The 13074-nt window shown below is 72.2% G+C and carries 12 protein-coding genes and 1 pseudogene; 7 read left to right on the forward strand and 6 right to left on the reverse strand.

Features of this window, described 5'->3' with window-relative positions; all coding sequences use genetic code 11:
• Positions 1-351: 351 nt before the first annotated feature.
• Positions 352-987, reverse strand: coding sequence for a uridine kinase family protein (locus B7P34_RS07470; protein ID WP_223267599.1), 636 nt, complete (start codon positions 985-987; stop codon positions 352-354).
• Between the two features lie 188 nt (positions 988-1175).
• Here B7P34_RS07470 and B7P34_RS07475 point away from each other — a divergent pair, with 188 nt between their 5' ends.
• The 4 genes from B7P34_RS07475 (at position 1176) to B7P34_RS07490 (ending at position 6819) form a co-directional block, all read left to right on the forward strand.
• Positions 1176-2570 carry a peptidase C39 family protein gene (locus B7P34_RS07475; protein ID WP_106675014.1) on the forward strand — a complete coding sequence of 465 codons (1395 nt, stop codon included), beginning with the start codon at positions 1176-1178 and terminating at the stop codon, positions 2568-2570.
• A gap of 71 nt (positions 2571-2641) precedes the next feature.
• Positions 2642-3274: a GNAT family N-acetyltransferase gene (locus B7P34_RS07480; RefSeq protein WP_189382555.1), complete on the forward strand. Its 633-nt coding sequence runs from the start codon at positions 2642-2644 to the stop codon at positions 3272-3274.
• A 237-nt stretch (positions 3275-3511) separates the two neighbouring features.
• Positions 3512-4336 (forward strand): SAM-dependent methyltransferase, encoded by an 825-nt coding sequence (locus tag B7P34_RS07485; protein ID WP_106675015.1) that lies wholly within the window; start codon positions 3512-3514, stop codon positions 4334-4336.
• Between the two features lie 191 nt (positions 4337-4527).
• A complete protein-coding gene (locus B7P34_RS07490) occupies positions 4528-6819 on the forward strand; it encodes a putative bifunctional diguanylate cyclase/phosphodiesterase (RefSeq protein ID WP_223267600.1) in 2292 nt (763 codons plus the stop codon).
• Between the two features lie 32 nt (positions 6820-6851).
• Here B7P34_RS07490 and B7P34_RS07495 read toward each other — a convergent pair.
• Positions 6852-7235: pseudogene (locus B7P34_RS07495) on the reverse strand (DUF779 domain-containing protein); the annotation flags it as partial.
• Between the two features lie 211 nt (positions 7236-7446).
• Between B7P34_RS07495 and B7P34_RS07500 the strand changes: the two are divergent.
• Positions 7447-8121, forward strand: coding sequence for a GGDEF domain-containing protein (locus tag B7P34_RS07500; RefSeq protein WP_106675018.1), 675 nt, complete (start codon positions 7447-7449; stop codon positions 8119-8121).
• 112 nt (positions 8122-8233) lie between these two features.
• The gene (locus B7P34_RS07505) at positions 8234-9787 is read left to right on the forward strand and encodes a PQQ-binding-like beta-propeller repeat protein (RefSeq protein ID WP_106675019.1); all 1554 of its coding nucleotides are present in this window, start codon (positions 8234-8236) and stop codon (positions 9785-9787) included.
• 12 nt (positions 9788-9799) lie between these two features.
• Here the strand turns inward: B7P34_RS07505 and B7P34_RS07510 are convergent, their stop codons facing one another.
• Both B7P34_RS07510 and B7P34_RS07515 read right to left on the reverse strand, forming a co-directional pair.
• Positions 9800-10144, reverse strand: coding sequence for a branched-chain amino acid transporter permease (locus B7P34_RS07510; protein WP_106675020.1), 345 nt, complete (start codon positions 10142-10144; stop codon positions 9800-9802).
• Entirely contained in the window at positions 10137-10904 is a 768-nt protein-coding gene (locus B7P34_RS07515) for an AzlC family ABC transporter permease (protein WP_106675021.1), read from the reverse strand. The genes B7P34_RS07510 and B7P34_RS07515 overlap by 8 nt, the downstream gene beginning before the upstream one ends.
• 80 nt (positions 10905-10984) lie before the next feature.
• On the opposite strand from B7P34_RS07515, the gene B7P34_RS07520 reads away from it, so the two are divergent.
• On the forward strand, positions 10985-11425 hold the full coding sequence (locus B7P34_RS07520; protein WP_106675022.1) for an Lrp/AsnC family transcriptional regulator: 441 nt from the start codon (positions 10985-10987) through the stop codon (positions 11423-11425).
• Between the two features lie 35 nt (positions 11426-11460).
• On the opposite strand, the gene B7P34_RS07525 is transcribed toward B7P34_RS07520, so the two are convergent.
• Positions 11461-11910 carry a GNAT family N-acetyltransferase gene (locus B7P34_RS07525; protein WP_106675023.1) on the reverse strand — a complete coding sequence of 150 codons (450 nt, stop codon included), beginning with the start codon at positions 11908-11910 and terminating at the stop codon, positions 11461-11463.
• Positions 11910-12677: a 2OG-Fe dioxygenase family protein gene (locus tag B7P34_RS07530; protein WP_106675024.1), complete on the reverse strand. Its 768-nt coding sequence runs from the start codon at positions 12675-12677 to the stop codon at positions 11910-11912. Before B7P34_RS07530 ends, B7P34_RS07525 begins: the two co-directional genes overlap by 1 nt.
• Between the last annotated feature and the right edge of the window lie 397 nt (positions 12678-13074).

A 13074-nucleotide genomic window follows, 5' to 3' on the forward strand; every position in this document is an offset into this window, starting at 1 on the left:
TGCGCTGTTGGTCCAGGCCGAAGGGTGCCGCAGCGCGGTTCGCGGCTGAGGGCGGCGGGAAACGGCGGGAAAGGCGTTCTCGGGGCCGCGCCGGACCGGTCCGTGGAATGGTCACCCAGGGTGAGGGGCTCGGCGGAGCAAAGGGCTCAAAAGGAGAATTCCGGAGGGGTACGAAGCCCCCGATCACGGGGGAACAACCGGGGGCTTCGCGTCCGCGGGCGGCCTCCAGCGGCCGCACAATGAGAACGTAAGTCCTGTACGCCCCGTCGGTCAAGCGGAGTTGGCGTACGGGCCGGGGATCCGGCCGGGATGCCGGCCGGGCCGCCCGGAGTCGTTCACGGAGCGTGATGATCAGGGGCGTCCGGGGCCCGTCCGCGCCGTCCCGCGCGGCCCCGGCAGCACCTCGTACCCCCCGTCCCGCTGAAGAATCAGCAGTTCTGCGTACGGGCGCGTCGGATCGGCGGCGAAGTGCTCGTGCTCCGCCCGCATCCAGCCGTCCCAGAAATCGGACAGCTCTACGCCGTCACGGAGTTGACCCCTTTCCCAGGAGTGCTCAGGAGGCAACTCCATCCACAGCAGACTTGCGAGGTGAGGGCGCAGCGCCCGGCGGCCCGCCCCGACGCCCTCCACGAGCACGACCGGCTCCGGCCCGACCTCCCGCTCCCCCGCGAACCGCCGCGCCACCCAGTCGTAGGCGAGGAAGCGCGCCGTCTCCCCCCGGGACAGGGGGGCGAGTACCTGCTCGCGCAGCCGGTCCGTCCACGCGAACAGCTCGTCGTGCGTCGCGAGGTCGTCCAGATGCAGTACGGGCGCCCCGCCCAGCGCCGCCGCGAGCCGTCCGCTGAACGTGCTCTTCCCCGAGCCGGCGTGCCCATCCACGGCCACCAGCCGTACGGGGCCCAGGGACGGAGGGAGCGTCAGCAGCCAGGGGGCGAGGTCGTCGAAGGAGCCGGGGCGGTGGGGGTCATGAAAGGGGTGAGCGCGCACCGGACCACCCTATGGCGGGACGAGAGAGGAGTCGTGTTGACGGCCGTGGCGGCCCGGACGCCCTCCAACGGCCCCATCCCGCCGGCCGCCGGCATCGGGACCGGCCGCACGGGGAATCACTGGCACGCACCGGCGCGCGGCGGACCCGTGCGCGCGCCCCATCCGCAGACGACTGGGGGACCAGCGCCATGTCCAGCAGCACGCCCAGCAGACCCACGCCCCGCCGCACCGTGCTCGCCGCCGCCCTGGGCGCCGCGGCGGCCACGTCCTTCGCGGCCGCCTCTTCCCGCTCCCTCGCCTTCGCCTCCTCCGCGGGCTCCGGCCCCTCCCGCCCGGAAGGAGCGCCCGTGGACTACCACGCCTGGACCTCCCGCAGCGACTGGGGCCGGGGCGCGGCCCACGGCACCCGCGCCGGCGGCGGGCAGCGCGCGGGCCTGGTCATCGACCGCCCCGCGGGCACCCTGGAGCACACCGACCCGCACACCGGCACCAAGGCCACCTGGGAGTACGCCACCTGGACGTCCCCGCTCCACACCCCGCCCGCCCCCGCGAGCGAGGTCATCGCGTCCTGGAACGCCCACGCGCCCGCCGGCACCTGGCTCCAGACCGAGGTGCGCGGCAGGTACACGGACGGCACGCGCACCCCCTGGTACGTGATGGGCCGCTGGACGGCCGGCGACGCCGCCGGCGACATCCGCCGCACCTCCGTCGACGGCCAGGGCGACGGGCGCAGCAGCGTCTCCACCGACACGCTCGCCGTCGACAAGCCCGCCACCGGGCTGCGCGTCGCCGCGTACGAACTGCGCCTGACCCTCTTCCGCAGGCCCGGCACCCGCCTCACCCCCACCGTGTGGCGGCTCGGCGTGATGGGCTCCGACATTCCCGACCGCTTCACCGTGCCCGCTTCCGTGCCGGGCCCCGGCGCCGGACACGAACTGCAGGTGCCGCGCTACTCGCAGGAGATCCACAAGGGGCAGTACCCGGAGTACGACAACGGCGGCGAGGCGTGGTGCAGCCCGACCTCCTCGCAGATGGTCCTGGAGTACTGGGGGCGCAGGCCCACGGCCGCGGACCTCGCCTGGGTCAACCCCGAATACGCCGACCCGCAGGTCTGCCACGCCGCCCGCTTCACCTACGACCACCAGTACAAGGGGTGCGGCAACTGGCCCTTCAACGCCGCCTACGCGGCGACGTACCGCGACATGCAGGCGGTGGTGACCCGGCTGGGCTCGCTCGGCGACGCCGAGAAGCTGATCCGCGCGCGGATCCCCGTCATCACCTCCCAGTCCTTCCTCGCCGCCGAGCTCGACGGCGCGGGCTACGGCACCGCCGGCCACCTGATGTGCGTCGTCGGCTTCACCGCGCAGGGCGACGTGGTCGCCAACGACCCGGCGAGCCCCTCGGACGCTGCGGTCCGGCGGGTCTACAAGCGCCGGCAGTTCGAGAACATCTGGCTGCGGACCAAGCGCCGCAACGCCCAGGGCGAGGTCAGGAGCGGTTCGGGCGGCGTCTGTTACCTCTACTTCCCCGTGGAGCCGGAGGAGCGGCAGCGCCGCGTGCTGCAGGAGCTCGGAATCCGCTGACGCGCGGAGCGGGCACCTCCGTACGATCGGCGCGAACAGACGTGTGCGTCGTACCCCGTACGGAAGGAACCATGACTGTGCATCAGACAACCGCAGCCGCCGTCGTACCGGAGATCCGCCGGGCCCTGCCGGAGGAGCGGGACGCGATCAGCCTGCTGCTCGGCGAGGCCTTCATGGAGGACCCCGTCAGCTGCTGGGTCTTCCCGGACGAGGACCACCGGCGCGCCGTCCACCCCGGCTTCTTCGGGGTGTTCCTGGACGCGGCGCTGCGGGCCGGGTGGGTCGACGTGACGGACGACCTCTCGGCGGCGGCGCTGTGGATACCGGTGCGCGTGGAGGAGCCCGGCGAGGACGGGGACGACGGCGGGATCGGCGAGCAGCTGGCGCAGGCGGCCCCCGGCAACGACCGGGCGCGGATCGTCGGCGAGCTGACGGACGCGGCGCACCCCGGCGACCGCTCGCACTACTACCTGCCGAACATCGTCGCCGCGCCCGGGCGGCGCGGCGAGGGCCGGGGGAGGGCGCTCCTCGCGCCCGTCCTCGACCGGTGCGACCGCGAGGGCATGCCGGCGTACCTGGAGGCGAGCAACGCCCGGAGCAAGGCGCTGTACGAGCGCCTCGGCTTCGTCTGCACCGGCACGCCCATCGACCTGCCGGACGGCGGGCCGCGGATGTGGCCGATGTGGCGCGATCCGCGGGGCTGACGCGCGTGCCCGGCGGCCGTTCCGGGGCGCCCGCCCGTCACGGAACGGCCGCCGGTGCGGGGCTGCATCAGTGCATATTTCCCCTCATCGTCATTTATTGGCATGATCGACGCCGTGCGGACGGGGGTGGATGACAGCTGCATGCGGATGGCTGATTTCCGCTTGACGCTTCCATTCGAACGAATGATCAGTAGCCTCTGCTCACATGTCCCCGAGACGAGCTGGAGCAACAGACTGATGGAGCGCCCCACCTGGGTTCCCCCGGGCATCGACCCCTCCGTGCCGAGCGTGTCCCGGATCTACGACTACTACCTGGGCGGCTCGCACAACTTCGAGGTCGACCGGGAGGCCGCCCGGCGGGCCATGGAGGCCTATCCCGGGCTGCCGAAGATCATGCAGGCCAACCGGGCCTTCATGCGGCGCGCCGTCCGCCACGCCGTGCGCGAGGGCGTCACCCAGTTCCTCGACATCGGCTCCGGCATCCCGACCTTCGGCAACGTCCACGAGATCGCGCAGGCCGCGGACCCGCGCGCGCACGTCGTCTACGTCGACCACGACCCCGTGGCCGTCGCCCACGGCCGGGCCGTGCTGCAGGGCGACCCGCACACCGCCGTCCTGCCCGCGGACCTCCGCAAGCCCCATGACATCCTGACCAGTGACGAGGTCGGCAGGCTCCTCGACCTGGACCGGCCGGTCGCACTGCTGCTCGTGGCCGTCCTCCATTTCGTGGAGGACCAGGACGACCCCTGGGCAGCGGTGGCCGAGCTGCGCGACGCGCTCGCGCCGGGGAGCCTGCTCGTCCTCACGCACGCGACGACCGACACCGGCCCGATCAAGCCGGAGGAGGGGCAGGGGGTGGAGGGCGTCTACCGCAACGTGGGCTCGCCGCTGCTCATGCGCACGCACCGGGACGTGGCACGCTTCTTCGACGGCTTCGAGCTCGTCGAACCCGGGCTCGTGGCCATGCCGGACTGGCGGCCCGACCCGGCGGACACCCGCGCCGCGGCGGACGAGGACCGCGCCATGTACGTCGGGTTCGCGGGCGTGGGGCGCAAACCATGACCTCGACGCCGCACGGCGGGAAGCCGAGCGGACCCGGCGACGGAACGCCGGGTTCGATTACCGGTGGTTCCACCGGGGCAGAAGTCACAAGGCCTCACAGGGGGAGTGAGGCCGGAACCGACGGCACAAGCGGAACCAGAAACGGAACCATAAGCGGAACCGAGGTCGGGGTGGGGATCGGGAGTTCGGACGTGGTTCCGGGCACGAGGCGGCCGGGGGCGCGCAACGCCCACGCACACATGCTGTGGGACGCGGGGGCCCCGCCGGGCCCGGAGGACGCGGAGCCGGGCCCCGGGGCCGCGGACCCGGAGCCGGCCGGGGCCACGGGCGCCGGGCCCGCCGGAGCCGTCGCCCCCTCGCCGGGAGGCGAGGCCGCACTGCGCCGCTTCGCCGCCGTCTGGAGCCGGGCCGTCTACCCGGCGACGGCCACCCCGATGACCCGCGCCGAGTTCGAGGAGCACCTCGTCCCGCTCGCCGGCAGGCTCCGCGCCGCACTGCGCTCCGAGCCCTTCGACCCCGCCCCCGCCGCCGAGGTCGGCGCCGCGGTCGTCCGCGCGCACTGCACCGAACCCGACGCGCTCTCCCCGCTCCTGGGCGCCATCGACGCGTACCTGCTGCTCTACTGCCCGCCGGGCCGCCACCTGACGGACGAGGAGGCCCGCAGCCGCTGCGCCCGCCTGCAGCACGCCGTCGCCTCCGGCTTCGCCGGCGCGCTGCGCGAGCGGACCCTCGCCGAGCAGGAGGCCCTCTCCCGCGCCGCCCTCGCCGCCCAGGCCGAGACGGAGCGGGCGCTGCACACCAGCGAGGAGCGCTTCCGCGCCGTGTTCGAGGGCGCGGCCATAGGCGTCGGCATCGCGGACGTCGAGGGCCGCATCATGGACGTCAACGAGGCCCTCAGCCGGATGTTCGGCACCCGGCCCGCCGAGGTCACCGGGCGCAACGTGGGCGAGATGGTCCACCCCGACGACTCGCCCGACGTGTGGGGCCTCTACAGCGAGCTCGTCCGCGGCGAGCGCGACTACTACCGCGTCGAGAAGGCCTACTACCGCGGCGACGGCAGCGTCCTGTGGACCGACCTGTCCGTCGCGCTCCTGCGCGACGCCCACGGCCGCCCCCAGTACCAGCTGGCCCTCATGGAGGACATCACCGAACGCCGCCTGCTGCACGAGCAGCTGCGCTACGAGGCCACCCACGACGCCCTCACCGGCCTGCCCAACCGCACCATGTTCTTCGAGCGCCTCGACCGCGCCCTCGCCCCCGGCGGCGACCGCTTCGGCGTCTGCTACCTCGACCTCGACGGCTTCAAGGCCGTCAACGACAGCCTGGGCCACGCCGTCGGCGACCGGCTGCTCGTCGCCGTCGCCGAGCGGCTGCGCACCTGCACCGGCGCCCCCGCGGAGCTCGTCGCCCGCCTCGGCGGCGACGAGTTCGTGGCCCTGCTCACCGGCCCCGACGCGCAGAGCGACGCCACCGCCCTCGCCCGCCGCATGCTCGCCGCCCTCGCCGAACCCGTCCGCCTCGACGGCAGGGACCTGTCCGTACGGGCCAGCATCGGCATCGTGGACGGCGCGGCCGGCGAGTGCGGCCCCGCGGAGGTGCTCCGCAGCGCCGACATCACCATGTACCGCGCCAAGGCCGCGGGCGGGAACCGCTACGAACTGGCCGACGCCGACTCCGACGCCCGCGTCATCGCCCGGCACAGCCTCACCAACTGCCTGCCGGCGGCGCTCGACAACGGCGAGTTCTTCATCGAGTACCAGCCGCTCGTCAGGCTCGACGACGGCACGGTGCGCGGTGCCGAGGCGCTCGTGCGCTGGCTGCACCCCGTCCACGGCGTGCTGGGCCCGGACCAGTTCATCCCCCTCGCCGAGAGCACCGGGCTCATCGTGCCCCTCGGCCACTGGGTGCTGCAGGAGGCCGCGCGGCAGGCCCGCGCCTGGCGCGCCGAGGGCACCTGCGAGGGCCCCCTGCGCGTCAACGTCAACCTCTCGCCGTCGCAGCTGCGCCACCCCGCCCTCGTCGCCGAAACCGTCGCCGTCCTCGACAGCTCCGGCCTGGACCCGTCGGCCCTGTGCCTGGAGGTCACCGAGAACGCCCTCATCGGCGCCGACGAGGAGGAGCTGCGGCCGCTGCGCCAGCTCGCCGACCTGGGCGTGGACATCGCCCTCGACGACTTCGGCACCGGCTACTCCAACCTCTCCTACCTGCGCCGGCTGCCCGTCAGCACGCTCAAGCTGGACCGCTCCTTCACCCGCGGCATGCAGCGCGCGCCCGCGGACCCGGTCGACGTGAAGATCGTCGAGGGGATCGTCTCCCTCGCCCACACCCTCGATTTGTCGGTGACGGTCGAAGGGGTGGAGACGGGCACACAGGCGGAGCACCTGCGGGTGCTCGGCTGCGACACGGCGCAGGGCTGGTACTACGCGCGGCCGGGCCCGCCGGAGCGGCTGCACACGCTGTCGCTGGTGGACGCGGCGTCCTGACGCGCCGGGCCGCGGGCGCCCGCGCCCTCGCCGAGGCACCGCGCCTCGTCGTCCGTCAGCAGCCGTGACCGCACCAGGAAGCGCAGGCCCTCCGGCGCCTCCAGGGAGAAGCCGCTGCCGCGACCGGGCACCACGTCCACGGTGAGATGCGTGTGCCGCCAGCGCTCGAACTGGTCCGCCGACATCCAGAAGCCGACCGGCTCGGCGACGCCCTCCACCGCCAGCTCCGCGAGGAGCACGTCCGAGGCGCCCGTCCGGAACTCGCCCGCGGGGTAGCACATCGGCGAACTGCCGTCGCAGCAGCCGCCGGACTGATGGAACATCAGGGGGCCGTGGCGCTCGCGGAGGAGGCGCAGGAGGCGCGCGGCGCCGGGGGTGAGGGCGACGCGTGAGACGCGGGTCGGCTGCGGGCTCACGGTGGATCTCCTTCCCGTGGGACGGCACGGACTGCGACTGCACAGCCTGCCGGGGACGGCAGCCGCCCGCCAGAGGCGAACCCGGGGAAACGGGGGATCTCCAGCATGACCGGACCCACCCACCGGCCCGCTCGCGCCCCACCGCGACGGCGTTGCGCACGTCCACGGCGAGGGATGCGACGGGCCGCCCCTTACGTTCGGAAGGTGCCCGATGAACCTCGTGCTCCAGGCCTTACCGATAGCCGCCCCGACGCTCGGCTGGGCCGCCCACGCCCTCGTCCTCGCCCGCCGCCTGCGCACGGCCCGCACCGACCCGCTCACCGGCCTCATGCGCCGCGAGGAGTTCACCCACCGGGCGCAGCGGGCCGTCAGGCGGCCGCACGCCGCCGTCCTGCTGCTCGACCTCAACGGCTTCAAGCAGATCAACGACACGCACGGGCACGCCGTCGGCGACCAGGTCATCGCGGCCGTCGGCCGGCGCCTGTCCGTCTGGTGCCGGGAGCGCGGCGGGTTCGCGGCGCGGCTGGGCGGCGACGAGTTCACCGCCGTGGTGCGCCTCGCGCCGGACGCCGACCTGGACTCGGAGCTGACGTACAGCCTCTCCGCGCGGCTCTCGGCGCCCCTGGAGACCGACAGCGTCACGCTCTCCCCGCGCGCCTCGATCGGCGTCTGCCGCACCAGCCACCGTCCCGGTGCGGGCCTTTCGGACCTGCTGCGGGGCGCGGACGAGGCCATGTACACCGCCAAGCGCCTCGGCCAGCACTGGCGCCCCGCCGGGCCCGTGGACGTCTACCGCACCACCAACGGCCGCCGCGACGGCCGGCCGGGCACCCGCACCGGCGCGCACCTGACGCTGCTCGCACCGATGCGCAGGAACGCGTCGTAGGCGGCCCGGCCCTCGCGCACCCGGCGCCCGCACCCCGCCCGGCGGGCCGCCGGGAAACCCGACTTGGTATGACTGTTCCTTTAATGATGGAGAAAAGGAGATCCGAAGCCGGATGGACGAGCCTCCGAAGCAGAAGGACGCCGGCGCGAGCGCGGGCGAGGGCACCCGCACGAGCACGGGCGCGGACGACTTCGTCATAGCGCCACCAGGGCTGCCGGCGCCGGCGGCGCCGCCGGTACCGCAGATACCACAGATACCGGAGGTACCGCAGATGCCCGCGGCACCGCCGGTGCCGATGGGCGCACCGCCACCCGTGCGCCCCGCCGCCCCGAGACGCACGGGGCTGATCGTCCTCACGGTGGTGGTCGCGCTGCTCCTCGTCGCGTCGCTGGGCGCGGGCGTCTGGATGTTCCTGGCCTCCAAGAAGGCGGCGCGCGCCGCCGGGGGCCGGAGCGGGTCGTGGAGCCTGCCGTACACCCGGTCCGGGCTCGAACACCCCAGGATGATCCGCGGCTTGTGGTTCACCGACGAGGCCGTGGTCAAGGCGCTCCCGGACCGCGTCGTCGGGCTCGACCCGAAGCGCGGCAAGCAGCTGTGGGAGGCCCCCACGCCGGGACCGGGCAGCGTCATGTGCCAGGCGTCGCCCGACTCGACGGGGAACGTCGCGGTCCTGGCCCGCGGTTCGGGGGAGGAGTGCCACACCTTCTACGCCGTCGACCTGACCTCCGGCAAGACGCTGTGGGAGCACTCCCTCGACCCCGACGAGTGGGCGCCCGAGAGCACGCCCCGGATCGCCCGCAGCGGTGACGTGGTGGTCGTCTCGGCCAAGGGCGGACTCACCACGGCGTTCCGGGTGAGCGACGGCGAGCGGCTGTGGAAGGACGGCGACAAGGGCCTGTACGAGGGCGCCGACGACAAGGACACCTGCCGCGGCCAGGCCTACACCGGCGGCAAGCAGCTGGTCCGCATCCGGCGCTGCCTCGTCGGCAGCGCCGACACGGCCTCGTACGCGGAGGCGGTCGACCCCGCTACGGGCCGCGGGAAGTGGCGCCACCGGCTGGGCGAGCACGGCACGAGCGGCCAGGTCCTCGCCACCTCGCCGATCGTCGTCGACGACCCCGACCAGCCCTTCGCGGGCATGCGCCTGACCGTCCTCGGGGACGACGGAGCCGTCCGCACCCGCCTCGAAGGCGGTGCCAAGCGCCGCTACGCCCTCACGGGCGGCGACGGCGGCGCGTTCGCCCCCGACGTCCAGGTCAAGGGCGACAAGCTGGTCATGACGCTGGACGCGGAGGAGGACGACTCCGACGACAACAACCGCATGGCGGCCTGGTCCCTGACCACCGGGAAGCGCTTGTGGGAGAAGCGGGCCACCGGATACCTGCAGACGTTCCACCTGGTGGCTTCGGACTCGGACGAGATCCTCGCCTACGTCGCCGGCAACATCCACGACGCGGCCGCCCTGGTGCGCTTCGACGCGGACACCGGGGTCCGGACCCAGGTCCGCCGCTACCGACCCACCCCCTCGAAGGCCTGGATCGGCTCCGACCCCTATCCCGTCACGCACGGCCGCAGGCTCTACCTGTCGGCCGGCTATGTGACGGAGGAGCCGGGAACCGGCATCAAGTCCCGGCAGAAGTCCCTGATCTCCCTGCCCGCCTCCTGAACTGCGGGGCGGTCAGGCGGGGAAGACCAGGTTCACCAGCAGCACGTACACCGCCGTCCCGCCGGTGATGCTGAGGACCAGGTTGCGCTTCCACAGGTGCAGGCCCGCGGTCGCCAGGAGGCCCAGGGCCTCGGGGGTCCCGTGCGGCGCGCTGGTCAGGGACACGTCGCGCAGGCTGTATGTGACCAGGATGACCAGGATGCCGACGGGCATGTAGCGGTTGAGGAAGTCGATGACGTCGGCCACCAGGGCGGAGCTGCGCAGCGTCTTCAGGACGGCGAAGGGCAGCGCGCGCAGCATGAAGGTGACCGCGAGCATCGTCGCCAGGGCGGCGATCATGTGGGTGGCGCTAGGCACGGGACTGCTCCTTCCTGCGGTGCAGCAGGTAGCGGACGACCAGGGTGGCCGCGAACAGGCTCATGGCGACGACGAGCATCTGACCGGGCGCGACGGCCAGGGCGAGCAGGGCGCAGCCCAGGGCCAGGAGCGGCGAGGGAATGTCGCGCCCGGCGCGGAAGGTGTCGATGGCGAGGGCCGTGAACAGGGCGGCCATGCAGAATTCGAGGCCGGCCAGGTCGAGGGAGATCAGGGCGCCGAAAAGGGCGCCGGTGATGCCGCCGAGCACCCAGTAGGACTGCAGGAGGACCTGGATCCACAGGATGCGGCCGCTGCTCAGTGATGCGGCCGGCCGGGTGGCGGTCAGGGCGTAGGCCTCGTCGGTCAGCGCGTACATGCTGTAGGTCTTCGCGGCCTTTCCCTTCACCCGGTGCAGGGGAAAGGCCGGGCCGTAGAAGACGTGCCGGAAATTCACCAGGAAGGCGGTGACGGCCAGCTGCGGCAACGACGTCATGGAAAGGATGAGGGCGAGGGCGGGGAACTCCAGCGATGCGGAGTAGATCATCAGGGAGAACACCGGGGCCCACCACCATGCGAGCCCGGACTGGATGACCAGCAGGCCGAAGGCGAAGCCGAGCGGGACCATGCCGATTCCCACGGAAATGGTGTCCCTCAGCGCACCGGCCAGATTTCCCGGTTCGGGGGCGGGGGCGGAGGCCGGTTCGGAGGGGGTGGTGGTGCCGGTGTGCACCTGGCGTATGTCAGGCGACGTCGTGTCCATGCGGGCAATATTAGTGCGGATCGGGCGCAGTTTGATTGCCAACTATTGCCGTACCGCGGCCTCTTGGGCATGATTCCTGCATGGATGATCTGGATCGCGCAATCATCATGCATCTTCAGCAGGACGGTCGCCTGACGCACAGCCAACTCGCGGAGCGGATCGGCCTGACCCCCTCCCCGGTGCTGCGACGGGTGAAGCGGCTGGAGCAGGAGGGCGTGATCACCGGCTACCAGGCGCGCGTCGATCCCGTCGCGGCGGGCCGGAGCTTCGAGGTGATGGTCACCGCGGAGCTCCGGGTCAACAACCGGGAGAACGTCGAGGCGTTCGAGGAGCAGGTGGCCTCCTTCGACGAGGTCGTCGAGTGCCGGCGCCTCTTCGGGCTGCCCGACTACCTCATCTGGGTAGCCGTCGCCGACCTGGAGTCCTTCGAGCGCTTCCTGACGGCCAAGCTGATGGACCTGCCGGCGGTCGCCCGCGTCAGCTCCCACTTCACCATGCGCGTGGTGAAGCCCCGCAGGTAGCTCTCTGCGGGTGACTCCCCGCAGGCGGCTCCCCGTTACAGGTCGCGCTCCAGCGTGCTCTCGCCCGCGGTGGGGGAGAAGCCCGAGGCGGACCAGAGCCGCACCGCGGCCTCGTTGTCGTCGTGGACGAAGAGGAAGACCCTGCGCACCCCGCGCTCGCGGAACGCCGCGAGCGTGTCCGCGACCAGCTTCCGCGCGAGGTGCGAGCGGCGGTGCTCGGGGGCGACCACGGCGTGGCTGATCGTGCCGCGCACGCCGAAGCTGCCCGCGATGACGGCGGCGACGACGCGGCCCGTGCCGTCCCGCATCACCCGGCAGATGTCGGAGGCCTGGGCCAGGTGCTGCCCGAGCAGGCGGTCGTCCTCCCACTCGCAGTAGGCCGTCTGCGGTGCCGCGCGCAGCAGGCCGATGACATCCGGGATGTCACCGGTGGTCATCGGACGCGAGGCCGTCTCGACGGTCTCGCGCACTGCCGTGGCGCTCATCAGACCACGGTCTCGTAGGGCGAGCCGGGCAGCGAGAAGGAGATGGCGAGCACGTCCCGCTGTCCCTGCCGGTCGCTCGGCGCGCTGATCGGCGTGACGTGGTGCTTCATCTTCCGGTCCTCGAAGATCAGCGTGTCCAGCGGGTCGAGGAAGGTGGCCTTCGCCAGCGGCTCCTCCTCCCAGGTGAAGACGGTGCTCTCGCCGCCGTCGATGTCGATGCGGCCGATCAGGTGCAGGCCGGCGAAGGGGTAACCGTCCGAGTGGATGCCCTCGGGCACGACCTCGTAGGTCTTGCCGGCGTTGACGACGATGCGGATCTGGTGGATCTGGCAGATCCATTTCTGCGAGCGGTACTCCTCCTCGATCGGCAGGCTGTCGAAGTCGTACTCCACCAGCGCCTTGAAGAGCGGGTTCTCGACGATGGCGGGCTCGACGTCGCCGAAGTGGCGCTCCAGGCCGCCGACGAACGAGTTCATCTCCTCGCTCTGCAGGTACGCGACGTGGCTGCGCGGGGTCAATTCCCCGGTGGCGGGCACGTAATCGAAGTCGCTGTAGCGGCGGGTGCGGGTGGCGAGCTCGCCGCCGCCGAAGTGCGGGTCGACGTCCAGCCGGTCCCACGACGCCGCCATCTCGGCGAAGGCTCCGGAGAGCTCCTCGGACAGCTGAAGCTTTCCTGCCGGAATCAGTGCGTACCGCTGCTCGCGCAGTTCTTCGCGGCAGTCGACACCGATCCGCGCAATGGACTCGGGAACGCTGCTATTCGACATGACAGTCCTCCCCCGGCGTTGCCCCGCCGGTGGTCATTGAGGGATTCCCTCTCCTGCATGGGCAAGATCACGGTAGGTGCGGGCCCTCGGACGCCAACAAGATCTTGTCCGTATGCTGAGACATCAGGAAAGTGGAATAAGCTTGGATGTCCCTTTATGTCCACCGGCGTTTGTGACACTGTTTTGGCCGGAGTGGCTTGGATCACACGTGCTGAAGAATTGATTCCGCTTCCGTATCGCGAAAAATTCCGGCCCGTGCCGGAGTGTTAAGTGCGGGACAAGTACTGCGCTGCTGATCCCTTGACAGTGCTGAACCGCTGTCGATACGTTCGCTGGGGAGCGAGGGAATTCACCCCCAACGGGGCGCAATTGTGCGCAGGGTATGGGGCCTCGCCGC

The sequence above is a fragment of the Streptosporangium nondiastaticum genome, assembly GCF_003011965.1.
Classification (GTDB): domain Bacteria; phylum Actinomycetota; class Actinomycetes; order Streptomycetales; family Streptomycetaceae; genus Streptomyces; species Streptomyces nondiastaticus.

Excerpts from the sequence above, each read along its gene's own strand:
- B7P34_RS07475 (WP_106675014.1), top strand. The coding sequence starts at position 1,176 with ATGTCCAGCAGCACGCCCAGCAGACCCACGCCCCGCCGCACCGTGCTC.
- B7P34_RS07480 (WP_189382555.1), top strand. The coding sequence starts at position 2,642 with ATGACTGTGCATCAGACAACCGCAGCCGCCGTCGTACCGGAGATCCGC.
- B7P34_RS07485 (WP_106675015.1), top strand. The coding sequence starts at position 3,512 with ATGGAGCGCCCCACCTGGGTTCCCCCGGGCATCGACCCCTCCGTGCCG.
- B7P34_RS07500 (WP_106675018.1), top strand. The coding sequence starts at position 7,447 with ATGAACCTCGTGCTCCAGGCCTTACCGATAGCCGCCCCGACGCTCGGC.
- B7P34_RS07505 (WP_106675019.1), top strand. The coding sequence starts at position 8,234 with ATGGACGAGCCTCCGAAGCAGAAGGACGCCGGCGCGAGCGCGGGCGAG.
- B7P34_RS07515 (WP_106675021.1), bottom strand. The coding sequence starts at position 10,904 with ATGGACACGACGTCGCCTGACATACGCCAGGTGCACACCGGCACCACC.
- B7P34_RS07520 (WP_106675022.1), top strand. The coding sequence starts at position 10,985 with ATGGATGATCTGGATCGCGCAATCATCATGCATCTTCAGCAGGACGGT.
- B7P34_RS07525 (WP_106675023.1), bottom strand. The coding sequence starts at position 11,910 with ATGAGCGCCACGGCAGTGCGCGAGACCGTCGAGACGGCCTCGCGTCCG.
- B7P34_RS07530 (WP_106675024.1), bottom strand. The coding sequence starts at position 12,677 with ATGTCGAATAGCAGCGTTCCCGAGTCCATTGCGCGGATCGGTGTCGAC.